Raw genomic sequence first — 24,272 nt, forward strand, 5'->3', positions numbered from 1 at the left:
TTTATTATTAAAAATTAAATTTAATACCTAAACTATATAATGAAGCTAAAGGATATCTTGAAACATCCATTCCATTTCTAGCTACGTTAGACCCTCCTACTTCAGGATCATATCCCTCATATTTAGTAAATGTTAATGCATTTTGAGCCAAAACAAAAATTCTAAAATTTGAAATATTTAATTTTTCTAATTTCTTTTTTGGAATTGTATACCCTATAGAAACTAATTTCAATCTTATATAATCACCATCCTCAAGCCAATAATCTGTAGTAGCAACTAAATTAGGTAGACCACTTTTAGAATCTCCTGTCCACAATGGAATATTTGATGTTGGATTTTCTGGAGTCCACATATTTACAAGATCTCCGTGCGTAGCGTACGTATATGTTGCTGCTTTTGTACCATTCATAATTTCTGCTCCACTTGAACCATACCAATTCATTGTAAAGTCGAAATTATTATAAATCCATTTAAAATTAAATCCAATTTCAAAATCAGATTGTCCACTTCCCATATAATGTCTATCTTCTACAGTTATATCTCCATCATCATTATGATCTACATATATTAAATCTCCAAAATCTGCATTTATTTTTGAAGGATATTTTCTATATGCATCTAATTGCTCTTGGGTTTGAATTACTCCATCTGTTTCATATAACCAAAAAGCACCTGCTTCATATCCTTCAGCTAAAACTGTAACCATTGAATTAGTATCTCCGGAAATTAATGTAGAATTTGAGTTATAGATTAAATTTCTATCACCTTCCATACTTGTAATTTCGTTATCATTCATTGCAAAAACAGCATTTGCTTGTAACTTATGTTTACCAAAAGTTTTTTGATATCCTGCAGCTATTTCTAAACCTGTATTTTTCATATCACCAACATTTAATGTAATACTTGGATCATAATAAGCTCCTGCAGAACCAGGTAATTCAACTTGAAACAACATATCATCTTTATTGGTTATATAATAATCTGCTGTTAACGTTATACTATTTTTAAGAAAAGAAAAATCAAAACCAAGGTTTTGTTGAACAGAAGTTTCCCATTTAACATCTCTATTAGCATAGGATTTTATAGAAGAGCCATAATTTACATAGTTATCAGACTCATCAAAAATATAATCACTTCCTTGTTCAATACTACTTGAATATTCGTAAGCAGGAAAACTTTCATTACCTACAGTACCATAACTAGCTCTAATTTTAAAATTATTTACAATGGGCTTAATTGATTCCCAAAAGTTTTCATCAGAAACATTCCAACCTAAAGAAACTGAAGGAAATGTACCCCAACGATTTGCTTCACCAAATTTAGAAGAACCATCTTTACGAATAACACCAGAAAATAAATACTTCCCTTTATAATCATATTGAATTCTTCCTAAAAAACTTAATATTTTAGTATTATAATTAAATCCTGAGTAAGCATCAGGATTAATTGTAGCCCCATTTAACACTTCTACATTTTCATTTGTTACACCTTGTTTATAAGCTGTAAAAGTTTCATAACTGTTCTCATAAACAGAACCATTTAATACAGCACCTACAGTATGATTTCCAAAAGATTCTTTATAATCTAACCCTACATCAAAAGAAAAAGTTGTTGCTCTAGATGTAGTTGCTTGTACATAACTTTTTGTTGGATCTACTTCACTTGTTCCCTCTAAAACATTAGTAACCGTATAAGGAGGTACAAAAATATTTCTTAAATAATTAGTAGTGGATCCTCCTACGTTTGATGTAAGTTTTAATTGGTCCATTAACTTTCTTGTAACACTTAAACTTGTATTTAAACGATCACTTTTACTATTATCTTTTCTCTTTAAACTATTTACTAGTATATTTAACGGTGTAGTAACACCTCCTGTACCATCAGTAAAAACTTCACTTGCATCAGGGTCAACTTCTGGGTAATATGATGGATAACGTTGTGCATTTACAATTAAACCATTACTGGCTCTTTCAGTATCTTGTATAGTAAACGCAATACTTGAAGTAATTTTCCATTTATCTACATTGTATGAAGTTGTCGCACGTCCATTATATCTTTTATATCCTGAATTTAACAATACACCTTCTTGATTAAAAAATCCACCTACAGCATTGTATGAAAAATCTCCTGTACCTCCTGAAACATTTAAAGAGTATTGCTGTGTACTTGCATTATCTACCAATACATAATCGCTAAATTTATTATCATTATTTAACCATTCTGGATTTTTACTTGGTCCTGGTTCATAATTCCAATCTGTATAGGCATATCTCATATTTTCAAAATATACTCTATCATTAGTATTCATTAAAGGAACATCTTCTCCTAAATGTTGCACCCCATAATTTGCATCAATACTAACATTTGTTTTTCCTACTTTTCCTTTTTTAGTTGTTATTAAAATAACCCCCGCTGCACCTCTTGTTCCATAAACTGCTGCAGAAGCGGCGTCTTTTAACACATCAATAGTTTCAATTTCGTTAGCACTTAAGCCTGGATCTCCTTGTTGTGGAATACCGTCAACAACAAACAAAGGAGTATTTGAGCCTCCTAAAGAAGTAATACCTCTAATTTGAATGCTTGATTCTGATCCAGGTTCCCCCGAAGCACTAGTAATATTAACACCTGCAACTTGACCTTGTAACATTGATGCTACATCTGATGCTACAAATTCTTCTATATTTTCTGCTTTAATTTGAGAAACTGCTCCTGTTAACTCTTTTTTAGAAACAGTACCGTATCCAATTACAACTACCTCATCTAAACTTTGAGTATCTGAAGCCATTGAGATATTGAGTTGACTTTTTTCTACTTTAATAGATTTAGGAGTCATTCCAACAAAACTAAATACTAAAATATCTCCTTTTTTTGCTACAATGGAATATTGTCCATCAAAATTAGTAGTAGTTCCAGTATTTGTACCTTTAACAAGTACTGTAACACCTGGTATAGGAAATCCGTCTTCAACAGCAGTAACAACCCCTTGAACTGTAATTTCTTGCGCTTGTAAACTTATGGTAAACAAAAACACAAATACAGCAGAAAGTATACTACCTCTTACTTTGTTTGAAATAAATAATCTTTTGTTTTTCATTTGATTAACTTTGGTTTGGTTTGTATTAATTAATTTTATCTAAATTTTAAACTCTGTAATTTTTCATCAGCTTTTAATATAACATTTGCTTTTCCTTTATATTTATTCTTTTGAAATTTTATATTTTTTGAATGTTCTATTTTAATTGCTGGATTTTCTGGGTATAACATTGGAAAATTACCTGAGTTTATAATTGAATTACCTTTAAATAATAAACCATCGGTATTTATAATTTGTAAAATTAAATTGTCGAAATGATTGAATTTATTATTAGTAATTTCAATATTTTTAAATGCTATATTTTGATTATCATCATCGGTATCAAAACGAATAACTCCTCTATTAAAACCACTATGTTGGCAATCTTGAAAAGTATTATTTTCAATCACTAAATCTTTGACGCTTCCAGACTCGTACCAGCTACTACTTTCAACAGGAATTAAAATAGCTTCCATTTCAGTACTAAAATAGCTATCCTTAATCACAGTTTTTTTAGGTGTAGAAATTAGCAACCCCCTAGCTCTGTTATTACTTATATTACAATTCTCTACAGTAAATTCTGGATATGCATCTAAATTTTCTACTAAATCTCCTGTTTTTAAATATGTAGGAAGTTTCTCATCAAATGTAATTATTTGATACCTTCCATTTAAATATTGTATATTTTTAATTGTTGCTTTACTATAAGGATCGAAAGAATCACTTAAACGTACAAAACCTAAATTATCATTCACCTGCCCTATTACAAACCCTTGTTGTTGATGGTGCCCCATTCTTACTCCAATTCTATATTCATCTATAATATCTACAATTATTTGATAGGTACCATGTACATTTGAAGCATCATCTAATTGATTTTGAAAAGTACAGTTTTTTAATACTACTTTCCCTCTACAACCTACAAAGTGAGTAGCATCGGCTGTTGTTGAAACCATACGTCCTTTTGAAGGGGTTACATTGAAATTATCTAATATTAAATCTGAAGAATTTTCAGCAATAATCCCCATACCTCCAGCATGGTGTACATTTACATTCTGTGCATTAAATCCTTTAGTTTGTGTAACTCTAAAAGCTGGAGAAACGCGATTATAACCTTGACTTCCTTTCATTGTTAAAATCATTCCAACTGGAGGTAGTTCTTTTTTATGCCCGTAAACTCGAACTAACCCAGGTTTTAACTGTTCTACTTTAGCTCTATTCTCCCAGCCAATATTTCTTATAATTAAATCTTTAGTATCGACCTCATATTTGTACTTAATTTTATCAATATTATTAGTAATTGAAGTCTTTGATTTTGTTGAAATATTGGTATATTTTTCTGTCTCAAAAGCAATAGCTTTTCTATCTGGATCATATAAAATAGATTGCCCTAAACTATGTTCGTAGTATTCTTTTATAAAAAATATTTCACCATTTCTTATATCATAAGGATACTCATCTGATATTTGCATATCAAAAGTTTTATTTTCTTTATCATTTGCAACAATAAGTCCCTCGCTATGAAATGCCTCATTCCAATCTATTGAAACATTTTTTACAGTAATATTTGAACTATTGTCAATTAAAAAAGGAATTATTACACCATGAAATATAAAGGTCGAACCATTACCATTTATTGTTAAATTTTTAAAATCAAAAATTGGAAATGGTGTTTTTACCATTAAATCTCCATGATTAGAAATATAACAGAATTTTTCATAACCTTTATCAGGATAAAAATGATAAGTTCCTTTTTCAAAAGTTATTTCAGAAATTGGCCTTTCTTTAGCTTCCAATATTCTGGCAACCACTGCTGGAGTTGCATCGTCGGAAATTGCTACACTAAAATATACTGGTGTTGCTTTTACTATTTGTGTATTACTTGCAAGTAAAAAACCCGTTACTAATAGTATAGTAATCATTAAAAGTTTAGATGTTAATTTATACCTTATCATTTTTTATAGTTAAGCTTATGTTATTTTTAATTTATAGTATAAAATTTGAAATTTAATAACACTAAGGTGTCTTAAAGAGTAAATAAAATGTACTCACAAGTATAATTAATTGATTTACAGTATAATAAACTCAAAGAAAACTATTATTATTTTAAATTTTAAACAAAAAAAGTAACAAAAAACCTAAAACAAGTTCTTAATTACCTTTTTATATAAGTATTTTATCTTAGAAAATTAGTTCAGTTTAATAACCACTTCCTGTTCTACAGTTTTTGAAGACACTTTTAATTTTACATTATTATCAACAGAATTCATAATCTTAATAATTACTAAACATTTTCCTTTTTTAGTGAATCTTGAAGTAGTATTAAAGTTATCAGTTGTATCATTTATACTTCCGTTTGAAATACCAATTATTTCTCCACCACCTTCAATATGAAAGTTTAATACAGTTTCTTTATGGCTTATTAAATTTTCTTTTTCATCTACTACTTCAACCTCAACCTGTACAATATCTCCTCTTTTCAACCCTTCTTTTTTATAGATATTAAAATTAAAATGATGAGGTTTACCTGCTGTATTTAAAACAAATTCACATACTTCTTTTCCATTAATAATTCCTACTGCTTTTATAGAACCTGGCTGATAATTAATAGCTCTCCACTTCATAATAAAATTATCAATTTCCGATAATTTTTTATTCCCTAATTTCTTTCCGTTTAAATATAAATCTACTGAATCACAATTTGTATAAGTTACTAAATCGTAAGCTTTTCCTTTTTCAAAATTCCAAGTTGCATTCATTGGTGGTACACCCCAACGTCCAGATGTGGAAAAATCGTCAGCATCACCTTCATAAACCGCTATTCTAACTATAGGTTTTTCAGACCAAAAGGCTTCATATAGATACGAAACTTCTTTTCTAAAACCTGCTAAATCGAGTAAACCACTGTCAGAGCCAAGTTTTGGGTATTTTTTAGATTCTCCTAAATAATCAATACCAGACCACAAAAACAACCCCATATTAAAGTCATTCTTCAAAACATCTAACCAAGGTGATTTTTCTATATTAGCAAATCTTTTTTCAGGTGTACTATTAAAGTACACATAACTTTCAGTACTTATATATAGTTTTCCAAGTGTACGACTTCCTATTTCTTTACACCATTGTTCTCCATAATTTAAAGCTATTAAATCCATATAGGAACAACTTTCAATAATATCATTTACTTTTTTTACAGGATCTCCATCTTTTCCTCTTTCCATTCCAGATATCACCGGGCGTGTTGGATCTAGAGTTCTAACAAAACTTGCATATTTTTTTAATCCATAATTTTGTCGATTATCTCCTGGACTATGGTTTTCATTTCCTACACTCCAAATAATAACACTTGGATGATTTCTATCTCTAAAAATAGTTTGCTGATAATTTTTCTGCCATTCAAGATAAAAATAAGGATCACCAAAACCATTTGGGTTAAAAAAACTACTTTTCTTTGTGTTCCAAGGTACATTATCATACCATTTATCTACAAATTCATTCATTACTAAGAACCCCATTTCATCACATAAATCCATAAATTCTGGAGCAGCTGGATTGTGAGCTGTTCTAATAGCATTACACCCAATACCCTTTAAAATTTTTAATCTTCGTTCCCAAACTTCAATAGGCACAGCAGCACCTAAAACTCCAGCATCATGATGTAGACAAACACCTTTCATTTTTATGTTTTCACCATTTAAAAAGAACCCTTTTTCTGCATCAAAGCGAATGCTACGAATACCAAAATTTGATTTATAATCATCTACTACTCTTGTATCAACTACTAGTTGAGTAATTGCAATGTACATATTAGGAGTTCTATCGCTCCATAAGCTTGGTGAATCAATTGTTATTTGTTGCTCAAAAGTGTATTTTTTCAAGAGCCTGGCATTAACTTCTGTTTCAGTAAAACCTACATTTTCACCTTTTGAATTATATATGGTAGTTTGCAAAATGAAATCTACATTTCCTCTAAAATTTTCAACAGTAGTTTCAATATTTACAATTGCTTTTTCCTTTGACACTTTTGGTGTTGTAATATAAGTACCCCAATTAGCAACATGTAATTTATCTGAAATTAACAACCATGTATTTCTATAAATACCAGATCCTGAGTACCATCTACAATTTGGTTGTATAGAATTATCTACTTTTACCGCTATAACATTCTTTTCTCCAAACTTTAAATAGGGTGAAATATCAAAATAAAAACTTGTATACCCATCATATTGAATTCCAACATGTTCTCCGTTAATCCAAACTTGAGAGTGTCTATAAGCACCGTCAAATTGAATTTCAACATGCTTATTTTTGTAATTATCGGGTAGATTAAATTCTTTTCTATACCAACCTATTCCTCCTGGCAGCCAAGCATTCCTTCCTGAATTTTCTTTACTAAACTCATATTCAACACTCCAATCATGCGGTAAATCAATATTTCGCCAATTAGCATCATTAAAATCCTCATTACTAAATTCTATAGCATCGTCTAATATAAATTTCCAATTTTTATTGAAGTTTTTTTTTATTCGCACATCCAAACCAGGTTTAATCTGTGCAGTTATGTTAACCGATAATAAAATAAAAAGAATTAAATTGTTTATTTTTTTAAAACTCATTTTAAATATATTATTCAATATTTAACTCTAATTCACCTAATAAATCTCTTGATTTTACCGATACTTTTGTTTTCCCTATTTTAGCTCCAATTCTAATCAATGCTGTTGCAATACCTGCTTCAGCTGTAACTTTCCCAACGTTCATCACTTCTATATTTTCACCAAAGTTTAATTCAACTTCTTCTGAAAAATCAGGAACTATAGTTCCGTTTTCATCAACCGCAGCAATGTATAAAAATAATACATCATTTACTCCAGCTTCTGGGGCTTTGCCACTTTCGTCCAACCAAACTTTTAAACTTGTTGCTTTTTTGGGTGTGATTACTATATCTTCTGCAACTTTTTTACCATTAATAAATCCTTCTGCTTTTAGGGTTCCTGCTTCAAAAGAACCAACATTAAAGGTAAATGGTGGATGATTTAAATTGGTTGTATTCTTATCTGAATCTGGTTGTTGCGTTGCAATTAATTTATCATTTAAAAATAATTTTACTTCATCACAGTTTGAATACACTTTTACATCAATAGGTGATTTTTCGTTCCAATATGTTGCAAGTTTTAAAACTACACCATCTTTAACGGTTCTCTGACTTTGATAAAAATAATATCCAAATTTGGGTAATCTAAAAATATCCATTAAGCCAGAGTATTCTATATCATCATGGTATCCACGATTATAATCATACATTACCCAGTAACTATCTGAATAAGCTTTTGTATTTAAATTATCGTTATGAGCTTCTTGAACATTATATGCTTGTTGTAATAAACCAACCTCACCATTTGCACGTGGTTGTCTACTACTCATTTCATCTCTTAATTCATTTGGTAAGTTATCTTGATTTAAACCAGCATTTTTAGAATAATATTCCCAATCTCCATATTCTGAAACTGAATATGGCTGATTCTCTTTTAAATCATGTGGATGTAAAATTCTATGTTGGCGCGCTTGCAAATAAATATCATAAACATCATCCATCCATCCACAAGAGTATACGTGTTCTCCTGGATACTCTGCATGTACAATTTTGTTGAGTTCTTCCATAAAAAAGATAGGCATTTTTGTTTCGTTCAAAGAAACTTCCCAAGCTAAAACACTCGGTCTATTTCTATCTCTACGAATTAAATTTGTAGCAGATTTATAACAGTAGTCTCTAAAAGAATCGGTATCATTATAAAACTGCCACCCCATAATTGCATTAATTACAACTATTCCTAATTCATCACAAGCATCCATAAATGCCGGTGAATGTGGGTAGTGAGATAATCTTATGTAATTGAAACCTCCATCTTTAATTTTTTTAGCATCTCTATATTGGGCATTGTCAGATAAAGCATAACCTATAAAAGGATATTCTTGATGGCGATTTACACCTCTTAAAAATGTTTTTTCACCATTTATATATAACTCATCGTTTTTAAAAGTAAATTCTCTAATTCCAAAACGCGTAGTTTTTTTATCTACAATATCTCCATTTATTAAAACTGAAGTTTCTAAATGGTATAAATTTGGATCTTTTGGAGACCAAAGTTTTGCATTTACAATGGATATTTGTTCTTCTAATTCAACATCTGATTCTGCCATAATTGAAACATCAGATGAAGTCACTTCTTTAACCAATTCATTTTTATAATAAACAGCATGTTTTAATTCTAAATTACTAGCGTTTCTATCTTCATTTACAATATGAGTTTTTACATTTATAGTAGATTCTTCTTTAGAAACTTTTGGATATGTAATAAAAATACCACCACCTGCTACTTTGTTTGCTACAATTGGGTTTGAAATATATACGTTGTTTTTTACTGTTAACCAAGCGTTTCTATACAAACCTCCATACATATTAAAGTCTAATCTTTTTAATGGTTTAGGACCAGTTACCAAATTATCGGTATTATCCAATCTAACAGCAATTACATTTTTATCACCACTTTTTAAATAATTTGTAATATCAACTACTACTGGTAAATATCCTCCATGATGCGATGAAACCTCTAATCCATTTATCCATATTTTAGAATAGTTCATAGCTGCTTCTAATTCTAAAAACACCTTCTTATCCGATTCATTTTTTGGAACATCAAAAACTTTACGATACCAACAAATTCCTTGCCATTGGTTATTTACAACAAGTGGTTCAATATTTGCTGTGTGCGGCAAACTAACTTGTTGCCAACTTGAGTCATCAAACTCAATTGAATGCATTTTATCTTCATTAAGATTGGAGTCACTCAATAATTTAAATTTCCAATCTGAATTTATACTTATTTTATGTGTTGTACCTTTTTTACAAGATTGTAAAGCAACTACTGTAAAAAATAAAATTCCAATTAATTTAACAATTCTCATCTATATATTATTTTATTTGTTTTTTAATTTTTTTATATTCAGCACCATACTTCTTAAAACCAACTTCAACACCTTGTTGCATTTTCTTATAAACCTCAGGTTTTTCGGTTTTAATCCATTCTACTAAATCAACCGTGTTTTGTACTGATTTTGGTTCGTAAATATCACTTACTGGTTTAAACTCTTCATCATAAGCTTTTGTTTTTGCTCTCATCATTTTTAAAACTGAAGCATATTTTGGCTTATTAGCTAAATTCACTAGTTCTTGAGGGTCATTTTTCAAATTATATAATTCTTCAGAAGGTTTTGAATCTTCAAAAAAGAAACTTTGATTTTTATTTAATTTTCCTTCTTTTTTTAGACCTCTCATTATATGTACTGCTGGGCGATAAAACTCTAAATAAGCTTGATGTGCATCAAAAGGTATTTCTGGTTTATCGTTTCTAATATATTTCCATTCGTTTGAAGTAATTGCTCTCATTTTCTCTGGAATTTCATCCCATAAATCACGTGCAGCATACACATACTCACGCTCAAAATCATTTGAAAACATAGGTTTACCACTCATATAATCTGGAATTTCAACACCTGCAAAATCTAAAATAGTAGCAGTAATATCGGTTGAACTCACAACATCATCTCTTACTTGACCTCCTTCTAAACCTTTTGGATAATGAATAATATAAGGGATTCTCAACCCTGCATCGTGTAAATATCCTTTTCCTTTAATATTACAACGCCCATTATCTCCAATAAAAATAACAATTGTATTATCTGCTAGCCCTTTATCTTCTAATTCTTTAAAAATCATTCCTACTTCATTATCCATATATTCTACTTGATCTAAATATTTAGCCCAATCTAATCTAATAGCAGGATCATCTGCATAATATTCAGGTAACACTACATCATTTGGATTTACTGGGTGGACAGATTTCTCACGAACCTCATTCCACCATTCGCCTCTATGAGTTACAACTAATTGAATTTGAGCAAAAAATGGTTCATCAGATTTTTTAATTGTATCGTATTTATCAAACAGTCCAAATTTTGTTTTTCCATCCCATTCCCCTATTGGTTCATGCTTAAAATTCACATCAATCTTTCTACCTTTTTTCATTACTGATTGATTTCCCAAAATAGTAGTATATCCAGCCTCTCTTAATTTTTGAGTAAATGGTGTAAATTGGCTATCTAAAGGAACATCTCTATTACTTCTATGGTTGTGTGAATTTGTTTTTACTTGATGTGTACCAATCATCATTGCAGATCTACTTGGAGAACAAATAGAATTGGTTACAAAACAATTATTGAACTTAACACCTTCTGCTGCCATTTTATTTAGATTTGGAGTTTTTACGGCGGGCATTCCATAACACTCTAAATCGGTACTCATATCTTCGGCCATAATCCAAATAATATTTGGTTTTTTAACTTCAACACTTTCCTCTTCTTTTGATTTACAACTTGTTAAGTTTATGGCTAAAAATAACAAGAAAGGATAGACTATTATATTTTTCATTTAAATCTGTTTTTTATTTAAAAACGCCTCCTGAATAAGGCCAGTGTTCATCTTTAACACTCGCTTTTCTTAAAATCTCATTTGCTTTTCTAACAATTTCTGGATGGGCATTAGAAATATCGTTTTGCTCGTATAAATCTTTTTCTAAATCGTAAATTTCTGTATGATAATTGTCTCCATATCTTACAGCTTTCCATTTTCCAAAACGAGTAGCCTGACGGAAGCCTTTAACACTTTTACCTTCTTGAATTTCCCAATATAAATAATCATGTTTTTTTTGTGGTTTTCCAAACAACTCAGGTACTATTGAAATACCATCTGTTTGTTTTGGAGCTTCTATTCCTGCAATTTCTGCTAGAGTTGGCATAATATCGTAAAACGTTGATGGATGGTTAGACTCGCCTGGTTTAATTTTATCTTTCCAATAAGCAATCATTGGTACACGAACACCACCTTCATAAACATCTCTTTTATATCCATTTAAATTTCCTGAGCTATTAAAAAATCGATAATCGTGATGATTCTCATTAGTAGGTCCGTTATCACTTGAATAAATAATTATTGTATTTTCTAATTCTCCTCTTTCTTCTAACTTAGAGAATAAACGTTTAATTTGAGTATCTAACATTGTTATACGGGCAGCATGACGTCTTTCTATCTCAGGCCACTCTTCAATTTTATCTAGATATAAATCATTTTTACTTAAAAAGTATTCATGTGCATGTGGAATTCTGTAAGACATGTATAAAAAGAATGGTTTATCTTCATCTTTATTATCTAAATAATCTAATGCAAAATTGGTTCTAAACTCATCTAAACAAGAGTAATCATTATAATTATAAAAAATAGAATCTTGATTATTATTTACCCAATGAACACGTTCATCTATCTCATTCCCATTTTTATCTTCTCCCCATTGTTCTTGAACAGCATAATCAAAACCTCTTCCTTTAGCCCAAGTACTTACATCTTCTGGCACACCTAAATGCCATTTACCAATCATTGCTGATTGGTACCCTGCTTCTTTTAACATTTCAGGAATTATAATTTCAGATTTTTTAAGTGGAACTCTATCCCATTTATTGTTTATATTCCCTTTATTTCCTCTTATACTTGCATGTCCAGTATGTTTTCCTGTCATTAACACAGCTCTAGAAGGTGAACAAACTGAAGTACCAGCATAAAAGTCTGTAAACCGTAAACCTTTACTAGCCAAATCATCTAAAAAAGGGGTTTTTATAGTTTGTTGTCCGTAAGCACCTAATTCACCATACCCCATATCATCAGCTAATAAAAAAACAATATTAGGTTTACTTAATTTCTTAGCTTTTTGGGAAGTATTAACTTGTTTAATCTCTTTTTTTGCTTCATTCTTATTACAAGAAATTAACAGAATAACTCCGGTAAAGACAATTAATAACTGCTTAAATAATTTCATTTTATATTTGTTTTTGTTTAGTACACTGGAACAGCTTCTTTTTCCCAATTAGCAATAGCAATTTTTAATGTTTCTTCAATTTCTAAACCTTTTCCTATTAAATCATTCTTTTCACTTATATCTTTAGTAACATTAAATAATTGAAATTTCCCACTATGATATTTAATCAGTTTCCAATCTCCATCAATTACAGCTGCATACTGATCTTCATAACTTCTAAAGAAAAATAACTTACGACTTTCAAATTTTTGTTCTTTAATAATTGGCATTAAACTTTTCCCTTGAATACCTTCTCCATCAAACTTTTCACCTGAAGCTATCTCCATTATAGTTGGATATAAATCAATAGATTGTACAGGTATTTCAGTTACACTTTTAGCTTTTGTAACTCCGGGATAAAATACTATAAAAGGAACACGTGCCCCACCTTCACCTAAAGTATTACCACCTTTTTTACCTCCACTTAGAGGAGCATTAGAATACGCTCCACCTTGGTCTGAAATTAAAATAATTACAGTATTATCAGCAATTCCCTTTTCTTCTAAAGCTTTTCTAACCTCTCCTACTGATTTGTCTAACGTTTCAACCATTGCTCCATGATGTGCATACTTTCCTTCCATTCCCTTATCTTGGTATTTTTTTAATAATTGTTTTTTACCAATTGAAGGACCGTGAACGGTATAATACCAAAAAGACAACATAAAAGGGTCTTGTTTATCGTAATTCTTAATAAAATCTGTAGCCTTATTAGTAAGCACTTCGGTTAAATAATCTCCTTCTTTCAATCCCGATTTTAAGAATCCTTTTGGATCATCTTCTGGCTTAAAAAATGGATAATAATAATTTTTAGGATGCCCTGCATTAGTGGTTCCGTAAACTTCATCAAAACCTTGCTTATCTGGAAAATGAGCTTGATGACCTAAATGCCATTTTCCAATAAACGCGTTGTAATATCCATATTCTTTTAAACGTTCTGCATAGGTTACCTCTTCTAAAGGCAGATAATTTATTGAAGGCATTTGAACGGGGTCTTTTGGCCACAAATTATACTTTTCTACTTCTGGATTACCCGAAATATGACGAGGCATCTCCATTCTAACAGACTCTTTACCTGTTAATATTGCTGCTCTACTAGGGCTACAAGTTGGTGTAGGAATGTAAGCTCTATTAAAATCTAATCCATCTCTTTTTAATTGATCAATATTTGGTGTTTCAAAAAGCGGATTCCTATAACCAACATCTGCCCAACCCCAATCATCTACAAATAACAAAACAATATTTGGTTTTCTATTTTTTTTATCAGTTGAAACTTGTTGTTCACCTTGGTCTTTACAAGTTATAAATAGCATTGCAACAAAAGCTACAAATACGTTTAAGATTGTTTTTTTTGAAATCATAAGTTATCTATCTGTATTATTTTCTTAAATCTGTTATACATTTTCAACAACGTAAAAGTGCCTCTATATCTTAATTAATATGTTTCTATTAGTTTAGAAAATGTATTTAACTGTAAATTTATTAGTAAATACCTTTAAATTATAGTAAAAAACTACCTGATGATATTTAAAATTTATCTTTAAGAAATATGATATAAATTACATATATAATAAAAAGACTCTTTATATTTTAGAATATTAGTATACAAATTATGATAGGCACAAGATAATGGAGGAGTTACTTTTTAAGTTTTCTTAACTCTAATATAAATAATAGCATTTTGAAATTAAACCAACTTTAGATTATTCGAAACAAAAACCCTTTTATTTCAACAACTTAACATAACAAAACTAAAATAATTACTTATAATTTCTTATTTAGAACCTCTTCAATAACTTTTATTAATATGATTAGTTTAGATTTTCTAAATTTCTTGTTGCTTTAATTGTTGGATCAGCTTCTGCATCTACATAATTTTTCTGCTTATCAAAATGAGTTTTATTAGGTATTTGGCGTTTTTTAGGCACCCATTTTTTCAACTCTTTTAACACAGATTTATAATTTTTATTTAAAATTAAATTTTCCCATTCCATTGGATCTTTTTCGATATTATACAATTGCTCAGTTCCTTTTAAACTGACCATATAATGCCATTTTCCTTTTAATATTGAAGTTCCTTCAGAAGTAATTGTTATACCAGGGTAATCCCAATTTGAGTTTGGATTCTTTAATATTGTAGAAAAATCATGTCCATCAATGTTTGCTTTCTCAGGCAAACCACATAACGAAACTAAGGTAGGATACAAATCTATTAAACTTACATTTTGATCAACAACTTCAGCTTTTTTCATTCCAGGTAAACGAATAAATAGTGGTGTTCTAACAGCTTCTAAAAATGTTGTATTTTTAAGGTACCGCTGTTTTTCACCTAAATGCCAACCGTGATCTCCCCATATAATCACAATGGTATTATCTGCATATCCGCTCTCTTCCAAAGCCTCCATTACAACTCCCAAACAAGCGTCAACATATGAAATATTAGCCAAATAAGCTCTTGTTGCTTCTTTCTCCAACCCATGCTTTTTAATCCATTTATACTCTCCTGTTGGTTGAAAAGCTTTTTCTCCATTAGGTTTCAAAATATCATCTAAATCATCTTCAGGAACTATGGGAGGTATAATTTTATTAACATCGTACATATCAAAAAATTCTTGTGGTACTATCCAAGGTAAATGCGGTTTTATAAAACCAACTCCCATAAAAAAAGGTCTATCAAAATCTCTTTTTAATTGATTACAGGCCCAATCTGCCACTTTATAATCTACAGTTTCTTCAAAAGAATCTATAGTTGGTCCCCAACTTAATTTGCTTTTTTTGCTTTTATATTCTGGTTTTTTTTCTCCATTTATAATTCCAGCTTTTGAAGCTGTATATCTTTTCTTATTAACCGGATCTTTCTCATATCTACGAGCTCGTGCAAATTCATCAAAAGCCCAATGCCCAAAATCGGTTCCAAATTCAGCACCGTGTTTATGAAATATTTTTCCATTTGCTAACGTATAATATCCATTTTTTGAAAAATATTCTGGAAGCGTTGCATTCTTTTTAACAATATCAGAATAAATCATATTTTGAGAGTTTCCATAAACACCTGAAGTACTAGGTAAAAACCCAGACAATATTGCTGAACGAGAAGGCCCACAAATAGGAGCCGCACAAACTGCATTTTTAAACACCATTGCTTCTTCTATAAAATTATCCATATTAGGAGTAATAGCTTGTTTATTTCCTTCTAAAGGTCCCACCCAATCATTAATATCATCAATAGCTATAAATATTATATTAGGTTTTTTTTGTGCTGATATTTGGAACATTCCAAGAATGAATATCATTAAAAGAAATATTTTTTTCATTTATTTAACTTTATTACTTTATTTGCAAAAGCAATTCCTAAACGTTTTTGACCTTCAGTATTGTAATGTAAATTATCGGAATGTTTTGGAAAATCATTCCAGTTTTTATCTGTTGAAGTCTTTACAATTTCAATAACATTATCTGAATTAGCAACTTGTTCCATCGCTTTTCTAACCAATATAGGTCCTGCTTTAAATTTTCTTGGTAAGGGATTTACTTGCCCAATTACAAATGGTAAATTATCTATATTTAAATGTTTTCTATACCCACTTATTAATTTTTTAAGATTCTCTTTGTAGCTTAAAGCTGTAATTTCTTTGTTGGTATCGCTTTCTCCTTGCATCCAAACCAAACCTAAAATCTTATATGATTTACCTTCTAAAATCAACCTTTTTAAGTTATTATCAATTAATTGTAAATGAGCTTGAAATAATTGTTGTTGTTTTCTAGATCCACGTTCTGCAAAATCAGCTTTATCTTCAATCCAATTTGCGCTCCAAGCACCATATAATGATGTTCCTCCAACAGCCTTTTTTATTAATAAATATTCTTGATTTGGATTTGCTTCAGCCAATGTTAAGCCTATAAATATTTCTGGACCAAAATGCTTATTAAAATCGTATTTTTCAGATTCTACAGTATAATATGAAAGTGGTTTTGGTGCTATTTTAGGGTTGTCCGAAGTACTTAGCAATACTCTATCTGCTACTTTTTCAATTCTTGCTTTTACTGAATTATCTAAAATTTCATAATTTCCATGACCGGCCATATTACTTTGTCCTGCTAATAAAACAACATAAACATCTTTATTTTGTGAAAAACTATTAAGGGTGATAAGTACTAAAAATATTAAATATTTCATTAGTTACTATTTTAATTTTTTCTTCAATATTTTTCTAAAACGTTGAAGTATCACTTCATTTGCTTTATCATTCGCAATATTTGTCCATTCATTTGGATCAATGGTATGGTTATATAATTCTTCAAAACCATCTGGATAAACCGTATATCTATAGTGTTCACTTCTTAAAGAATGCATGCCTACTGCTTTAGAAGTCAGCGCTACTTCATTCCATTTGTTATTTGGATTATTTAGTAATGTTTTAATACTTTTACCATCTAAATCATCTTTAACTGGTAACCCACATAAATCAATTAAAGTAGGGTAAACATCTATTAAAGATACAATTTTAGTACTTACACCAGATTCTTTATTTCTTGGATCAAAAATTAATAATGGGGTTTTAGCTGCTCGTTCCCAGAGTACATTTTTAGACCAATGTTCTTTTTCTCCTAAATGCCAACCGTGATCGCCCATTAAAACAACAATTGTATTTGTTGCGTAAGGACTTTTATTTAATGAATTTAATAACTCTCCTATACAAGCATCTGCAAAAGAAATATTTGCTAAATAGGCTCTAACAGCTTCTTTCCATTTATTAGCATCTAAAACAGCCTTATGAACACCTTTTTTTGCCATATTATTCCCCATTCTACCGACATCCGCTAAATCATTTTCTAAAACTTCTGGCAATTGAATTTCATCTAAATTATAAAGATCAAAATATTTTTTTGGAGCATACCACGGTAAATGAGGTTTAAAAATACCACAAGCTACAAAAAATGGTTTTTCATGTTCTTGATTTATATAATCTGCACAAAACTCAGCTGATTTCCAATCGTTATTTTCTTCATCTTTTGTATCAGTGCCATACCAATCAAAAGATCTTAAGAACGATCCTTTAACTCCATACTCTTTTAAATTTAAGCCATGTGAATGTCTATATTTAGCATCTGGATAAACTGTACCAGCATTTCCAATACGTTCTACTTGAAATGACCCTGGATCACTTCCATGTTTTGGTTCTTCTTTACCCCCTCTAGCATTATGAAATATTTTACCTGCAGCAGCTGTACTATAACCATTTTGTTCAAAGTATTGTGGTAAAGTAATCGTATTTTCAAAACCTTCCATTTCTCTAAAAACTTCATTATTCCCATAAACCCCTGTTGTTGAAGGATTGTAACCTGTTAACATGCTTGTTCTTGAAGGGTTACACAATGCTGCTGAACAATAAGAATTTTTAAAAACAATACTCTTTTCGGCTAATTTATCAATATTAGGTGTAATTGCTTGTTGATTTCCTTCAAACGCTCCCACCCAATCATTCATATCATCTACCATGATTAATAATACATTTGGTTTTTCTTGTGCTAAACCAACAAAAACATTCACTAATAAAATCAGTACAATTAAATATTTTTTCATTATTACCTTTTTACAATTATAATACCAAATAACACTATATCTTTTAAATAAAATGTAGTTCATAGTTTCAAATATGTCACTATAAATAAAAATCTACTGATATCTTAAATTTATCTATTAAAATATAAACTGTGTTATATTGATACTAAAATTATAAGTTACTAATTATAAATTCAAAAGTATAGTTTCCTGAATGAATTATAAACTGAGGTAAAGTTTCAGATAAAGTTCCATTAACACTCATTTGAATTAAATCTAAATTTAAGGTATAAAAGCCTTGTTTTTCTAAATCAAATGGATGTTTTGCTTTTACAATATTATCTGCTGAATATGGCCAAATAGAGAATCCAAATTCTGGAGAACCTTTAATAGACAATCCTGTTTTAGCTTTATTTGAAGTAGCTAATTTTAACCATCTCACATCACTTCTATTTCCGTTTTCTTGCGGAAATATATAATTGTAAAATAAATCGTCAGTTTTAAAACTAAACTCATCAACTTCAGCACCTCGTTTTCTATCAATATAATTTTCCCAAGGACCTTTTCCGTAAAAAGTTGTGTTTTTATAACTCTTAGAAACTCCCATTGTCATACCAAATCTAACAAGGCCTGGTAAAGATTCTTTAGCATCCATATCCATTTTCACCACAATACGTCCATCACTTAAAAATCTATAACTAATCTCTAATTTAACTTCATTATTAAATTCTTTTTTAACAAGAATAACAATTTCATTAGTTTTGTTTGATGAACTTACTACTGAGGTAGTTTTTAATTTATCGCCTAAAAACTCCCAATACTTTCTAGACTCTCTAAACATTTTGCTACTTGCACCTCTTAAATCATTGTCTATTGGAGGGCGAAAAAAGTTTGGTTTTAAAGGTGAAACTATTTGTTCAGTTCCATTTTTTATGAATGAAATTAATTCTCCATTTGTTTTAGAAACTTTTGCAGAAAAACGTTTACCTGCAATCACTATTTCATTGTTAACTTCTGTTGAAGAAATTGAAGATTTAGAAGTTGAAACATATTCATTAGAAAAACTTCTAGCTTTTAATAGAATTTGATCTTTTGCAACCTCGTAACCTTTTGAAGCCCAAAAACGATCTACTTTTTCGTGAACACTAATTTTAATCCAATATTCGGCATCATCTTTAAATTTTACTTTTTTAAATGGAATATTTAAAGTTGCAGTAGTTGTAGCTTTTACGTCTACATTTTTTAAAATACCAGTTTGTAATTGTTTTCCATTTTCAGAAAGTGTCCATCTAACTTCATATTTATTCAAATTAGTAAAGTTTAAATGATTGATTGCTAAAACTTCCCCATTCTTTACATCTGAATTTTTAAAATTAAAAGGTTGAAAAATATATTTACATTCCCACGCGTGTGGATTTGGTTTTCTATCTGGTGAAAAAACACCATTAATACAAAAGTTTTTATCGTTTGGAATATCTCCAAAATCACCTCCATACGCATAATATTTTTCCCCTTTATCATTTGTTGTTTCTATGCCTTGATCTATCATATCCCAAATAAAACCACCTATAAGATTAGGTTTAGAATTTATTAAATCCCAATATTCACCTAAACCACCAATAGAATTACCCATTGCGTGTGCATACTCGCACATAACAATTGGTCTATCAATATGTTTACTTTCAGACATTGCTTTTAATTGATAAATTTCAGGATACATTCTGCTCAATACATCAACATAATCTGGGTCATCTGGATTTGCGTGCGCAGGGCCTCTGAATACATTTTGTCCTTCTTCTCCTTCTTTATAATCTGGATCAGTAGGATCTCCTTGAGCACCTTCATAATGAATAAAGCGAGACGGGTCGTAATCTCTAATCCAGCCAGCAGCAGCAGCAAAAGCAGGACCAGAGCCAGCCTCGTTACCCATAGACCAAGAAATAATACAAGGAAAGTTTTTATCTCTATCAACCATTCGCATAATTCTACTTAATATGGGGATTGCTAAACTTGGTTGTTGTGGTGCATAACTACCTAAATGGTGTGTTTCAATATTAGCTTCATCCATTACATATAGTCCATATTTATCACATAATTCATAAAAATAAGGATCATTAGGATAGTGAGAAGTACGCACAGCATTAAAATTAAATTGTTTTAATAATTTTATATCCTTTTCTAAATCTTCTCTTGTCAATGCTTTTCCTTTTGTTGGACTATGATCGTGACGATTTACACCCTTAATTTTCACAGGTTTTCCATTTACTAATAATTCATTTTCATCACTAAAAGCAATTTTTCTAAACCCAACTTTTTGACTTCTAGATTCAATTACATTTCCATTTGGGTCGGTAACGTCAATTACTAAAGTGTATAAATATGGATTTTCTGAAGACCATTTGTTTGGATTTTTAATATTTGCTTCTAAAAAAGCAAATTTTGTAATATCGCGTTGTGGCCAACGTTCAAAATGAATAGCTTCTATTGAAGCAACCATTGGTTTTTCTAATACTTTTTTATTATTTGCATCGTATAGTTCTGCTTTTAATTTCCAATCTTCCAATTTTTCTTCATCTCCTTTTACCCACATAATTGGACGAATTTCTAATTTGGCATTTTCTAGATTAGCATCAAATTTAGTTCTTACAAAAAAGTCGTTTAAAGCAATTTTTGGTTGTGCTAATAGCATTACATCTCTATGAATACCACTTAAACGCCACATATCTTGATCTTCTAAATAACTTCCATCACTCCATCTAAATGCTTGTACAGCTACTCTATTTTTTCCTTCAGAAATATATTCTGTAATATCAAATTCAGCAGCCAATCTACTTCCTTGGCTATACCCTACTTTTTCACCATTTACCCATACATAAAAAGCAGAAGAAACTCCTCCAAAATGAAGAATTATTGATTGATTATTCCAATCTTCTGGAATTGTAAAATCTCTATAATAACTTCCTACAGGATTGTCTCTATATTTTTCTACATATGGAAATTGTGGAGGATGTGGTCCCATATAATTAAAATTTCTAGTTCCTCCATTAAAAATATCAGGTGTAAAAGGGTAAATGATATTCGAGTAAATTGGTTGCCCAAATCCTTCTAACTCCCAGTTTGAAGGTACAGGAATATCTTTCCAATCTTTTGAATCTCCATTAAAATCTTTTGCAATAAAATCTTGAGGTCTATCAGAAGATTTTCCAACGTAGTTAAATTTCCAAGTACCGTTTAAGGATTTCATTCTAGAATTGTTTCTATTTCCTTCTAAAGCATCTTTATGAGATTTAAATGAATAGGTTGGAACACGTGAACGCATTTTATTTTGTTCGAACATTAATTCGTTTTCCCAATCGTTTTGAGAAAAAGTGTTTTGGATGCCTAGGATAGCTACAAAACTAAGAATCAGAAATTTTATTTTCATTTTTTTATATTTAATTCATCAAATTAATATCTTTTTTATTTCCTAAACAATAGTGTTGAGTTTATGTCTAGTTAAAATAAATTATATATGGTTCTAAACTTATTTTAATTCAAACTTTATTAGTTTAAACTTGTTTTAAACTGGCCTTTTTTAATAGTTCCATCTTTAAACTTAACTCGATATCCAAACGCTGGTATACTAATTCCATCAGGTGTAGTTTGTTTTACCGGACCTAAATTTGCTATTACTTCCGTATTAGATGCAAAAGTTGTTTTTTGAAGGTTAAAGTCAACACTTAAATATTCATGACTAGTTAATTCTTCAAAGAAGGTTTCACGATTTACTGGGCTCACTACTTCATTAGCCATTTTAATCATATCTTTCATTCCTTCAAATTCATAAGGAGAAAAGAAAATTGTTGTTCCAATACCGTATAATATATTTCTTAAACTCTTTACTTTAAAATCTCCGTATTTAGACATTTGGTTATCTGGATCTTGAATTTTTCCAAACACAGCAATAGCATCGTGGTATACTAAATTAAATAGTGGAGCAGGGTGAGAAAATTCCCAAAGATTGGAATTTTTATAAGTCATACCTTCAAACATATCAAAATAAGGAATCCATTGTTGTTGTCCATGTTCCGTTCCATTAACTAAATTTAATGAGTCTATATATTTAGCTAAATTATACAACCCTGTATTGTCTTTATCTGGATAAGTTGCAAAAGAAATATCAGTAATATCAGCCTCCAAACCTAATGCAGCAATTTCCTTGTGCAAGCTTTTTTTTGCCAAACCTAATTGTTTATTTTGGTCAATATTAGCCCATCTACTATTTGTATTTATTAACTTTCCATCTTTGCTTTTAGCAAATAAATCTGTGTTAAAATCAGGGTCATTTTCTAAAGTTGCTGAATAAGCATGATAAGAGGAATACAGATATCCATATTTTTTAGTTAAATCTACAGCTTCTTTTAAACCTGCTACACCTCCTAAATTTTCATTAATTGGCCAGCAATTTGGAACAAAATTTGAAAACACTCCCCAAGCATGAAAAAAGGCATTGTCAACACCTAAATCATCATGAGTAGTTTTTATGATTTTACTTAAATCTTTGAAAGTAAAAGCCATTCCAGGCATTTCAACATAATGTGGATAGCCTCCATACAATCCCATATAAATAGCTCCTTGTAATTTTTTTACGTCAGAATTCCTTTTAGCCTTATCTTTTAAAGAAACAAAATAACCTCTTTCAATGGCTTCTTTTCTGTAAACTTTTGCCATTTCAACATGTGTTCCTTTTGGAATAAATTGATAGCTTATAATTTTTTTCTCATTTTTTCTATTTAAATTCCACACAGGATCTAAAAATTCTATTCTTTTATAAGGAGACATTATACCTTTTGAAGTAAATAAATACTGACCATTATTGTTTATGTTATAAAACATATTTGGTCTTGCAGATTCATCAATAATACCAATTACCGCTGATTTTTCATTATATGTTCCCCACCAAGGCATAGATAAACCTATGTTATTATTATATAGAGGTAGTTTACCCTTTGATCTTCCATAATATGTAGCATCATCCCACATGCAGAATCGCCCTCCATTCATTGGAAAAATATAAGAAGGACAAATTACACCTTGTTTTTGAGGAATTACAGCAGCTCCTTTATCAACATCGGTTTCTAAGCTAAAAGCTCTTGCAGGATATCTTAGTTCAACCAACTTATTGTCGCCTGAACTATAAGAAATAACCTCAACATCTAATTTCATAGAAGTTAATCGGATTTCCGTTTTAATTGAAACCCCTTTAGCAACAGTATTATTATTTAATTTAGGATTGTTAAAGCTAATAGCTACTGTTGTTTCATCTTTTTTATCAACTACAATAGATTCACTATTTGAAATATTAACATCTTGAGATTTTCCTTTCAAATCTTTTATTGTCAAAATACCAGCAGCGTTTTCCCAAGGATCTGGATTCCATATTTGCCCAGATTTCTTTTCTATTACTTGAAAAGTACCACTTTTATTGTCGACTATAACTTTTATAGAAGCATTCTCTAAAGTAATTGAATTAGAATTTAATTTATTTTCAGTATTTATATTGTTCGGGTTTGATGTATAACTTTGAATTAACATCAAACTAAAAATCACTAGTATAAAACTTGCTATTTTTTGTATACTTTTTGTGTTTATCATAATTAAAATTTTAATAATTTTTCATATTTAAATTAAGAAG

The 24,272-nt window shown here is 29.9% G+C and carries 12 protein-coding genes; all 12 read right to left on the minus strand.

The window, feature by feature from the left end:
• Positions 1-7: 7 nt before the first annotated feature.
• Positions 8-3,094: a TonB-dependent receptor gene (locus MHL31_RS05805; RefSeq protein WP_240228134.1), complete on the minus strand. Its 3,087-nt coding sequence runs from the start codon at positions 3,092-3,094 to the stop codon at positions 8-10.
• A 35-nt stretch (positions 3,095-3,129) separates the two neighbouring features.
• Entirely contained in the window at positions 3,130-4,995 is a 1,866-nt protein-coding gene (locus tag MHL31_RS05810) for a right-handed parallel beta-helix repeat-containing protein (protein ID WP_240228135.1), read from the minus strand.
• Positions 4,996-5,262: 267 nt separating this feature from the next.
• Positions 5,263-7,689 (minus strand): glycoside hydrolase family 2 TIM barrel-domain containing protein, encoded by a 2,427-nt coding sequence (locus MHL31_RS05815; RefSeq protein ID WP_240228136.1) that lies wholly within the window; start codon positions 7,687-7,689, stop codon positions 5,263-5,265.
• A 10-nt stretch (positions 7,690-7,699) separates the two neighbouring features.
• Entirely contained in the window at positions 7,700-10,039 is a 2,340-nt protein-coding gene (locus MHL31_RS05820; RefSeq protein ID WP_240228137.1) for a glycoside hydrolase family 2 TIM barrel-domain containing protein, read from the minus strand.
• 7 nt (positions 10,040-10,046) lie between these two features.
• Positions 10,047-11,561: a sulfatase gene (locus MHL31_RS05825; protein WP_240228138.1), complete on the minus strand. Its 1,515-nt coding sequence runs from the start codon at positions 11,559-11,561 to the stop codon at positions 10,047-10,049.
• A gap of 13 nt (positions 11,562-11,574) precedes the next feature.
• Entirely contained in the window at positions 11,575-12,999 is a 1,425-nt protein-coding gene (locus MHL31_RS05830; protein WP_240228139.1) for an arylsulfatase, read from the minus strand.
• Between the two features lie 17 nt (positions 13,000-13,016).
• Positions 13,017-14,396, minus strand: a complete 1,380-nt coding sequence (locus MHL31_RS05835; protein WP_240228140.1) for a sulfatase — start codon at positions 14,394-14,396, stop codon at positions 13,017-13,019.
• A gap of 450 nt (positions 14,397-14,846) precedes the next feature.
• Positions 14,847-16,349, minus strand: a complete 1,503-nt coding sequence (locus tag MHL31_RS05840) for a sulfatase (protein ID WP_240228141.1) — start codon at positions 16,347-16,349, stop codon at positions 14,847-14,849.
• Positions 16,346-17,212 carry a sialate O-acetylesterase gene (locus MHL31_RS05845; RefSeq protein ID WP_240228142.1) on the minus strand — a complete coding sequence of 289 codons (867 nt, stop codon included), beginning with the start codon at positions 17,210-17,212 and terminating at the stop codon, positions 16,346-16,348. Before MHL31_RS05845 ends, MHL31_RS05840 begins: the two co-directional genes overlap by 4 nt.
• A gap of 6 nt (positions 17,213-17,218) precedes the next feature.
• Positions 17,219-18,619 carry a sulfatase gene (locus MHL31_RS05850; RefSeq protein ID WP_240228143.1) on the minus strand — a complete coding sequence of 467 codons (1,401 nt, stop codon included), beginning with the start codon at positions 18,617-18,619 and terminating at the stop codon, positions 17,219-17,221.
• 151 nt (positions 18,620-18,770) lie between these two features.
• A complete protein-coding gene (locus MHL31_RS05855; RefSeq protein ID WP_240228144.1) occupies positions 18,771-22,022 on the minus strand; it encodes a glycoside hydrolase family 2 TIM barrel-domain containing protein in 3,252 nt (1,083 codons plus the stop codon).
• A gap of 119 nt (positions 22,023-22,141) precedes the next feature.
• On the minus strand, positions 22,142-24,232 hold the full coding sequence (locus MHL31_RS05860) for a glycoside hydrolase (protein WP_240228145.1): 2,091 nt from the start codon (positions 24,230-24,232) through the stop codon (positions 22,142-22,144).
• Between the last annotated feature and the right edge of the window lie 40 nt (positions 24,233-24,272).

Origin of the sequence: Lutibacter sp. A80 (genome assembly GCF_022429645.1) — a bacterium.
Classification (GTDB): Bacteria; Bacteroidota; Bacteroidia; order Flavobacteriales; family Flavobacteriaceae; genus Lutibacter.

Coding starts and splice junctions, on each gene's coding strand:
- MHL31_RS05805 (WP_240228134.1), bottom strand. CDS start 3,094: ATGAAAAACAAAAGATTATTTATTTCAAACAAAGTAAGAGGTAGTATA.
- MHL31_RS05810 (WP_240228135.1), bottom strand. CDS start 4,995: ATGATTACTATACTATTAGTAACGGGTTTTTTACTTGCAAGTAATACA.
- MHL31_RS05815 (WP_240228136.1), bottom strand. CDS start 7,689: ATGAGTTTTAAAAAAATAAACAATTTAATTCTTTTTATTTTATTATCG.
- MHL31_RS05820 (WP_240228137.1), bottom strand. CDS start 10,039: ATGAGAATTGTTAAATTAATTGGAATTTTATTTTTTACAGTAGTTGCT.
- MHL31_RS05825 (WP_240228138.1), bottom strand. CDS start 11,561: ATGAAAAATATAATAGTCTATCCTTTCTTGTTATTTTTAGCCATAAAC.
- MHL31_RS05830 (WP_240228139.1), bottom strand. CDS start 12,999: ATGAAATTATTTAAGCAGTTATTAATTGTCTTTACCGGAGTTATTCTG.
- MHL31_RS05835 (WP_240228140.1), bottom strand. CDS start 14,396: ATGATTTCAAAAAAAACAATCTTAAACGTATTTGTAGCTTTTGTTGCA.
- MHL31_RS05840 (WP_240228141.1), bottom strand. CDS start 16,349: ATGAAAAAAATATTTCTTTTAATGATATTCATTCTTGGAATGTTCCAA.
- MHL31_RS05845 (WP_240228142.1), bottom strand. CDS start 17,212: ATGAAATATTTAATATTTTTAGTACTTATCACCCTTAATAGTTTTTCA.
- MHL31_RS05850 (WP_240228143.1), bottom strand. CDS start 18,619: ATGAAAAAATATTTAATTGTACTGATTTTATTAGTGAATGTTTTTGTT.
- MHL31_RS05855 (WP_240228144.1), bottom strand. CDS start 22,022: ATGAAAATAAAATTTCTGATTCTTAGTTTTGTAGCTATCCTAGGCATC.
- MHL31_RS05860 (WP_240228145.1), bottom strand. CDS start 24,232: ATGATAAACACAAAAAGTATACAAAAAATAGCAAGTTTTATACTAGTG.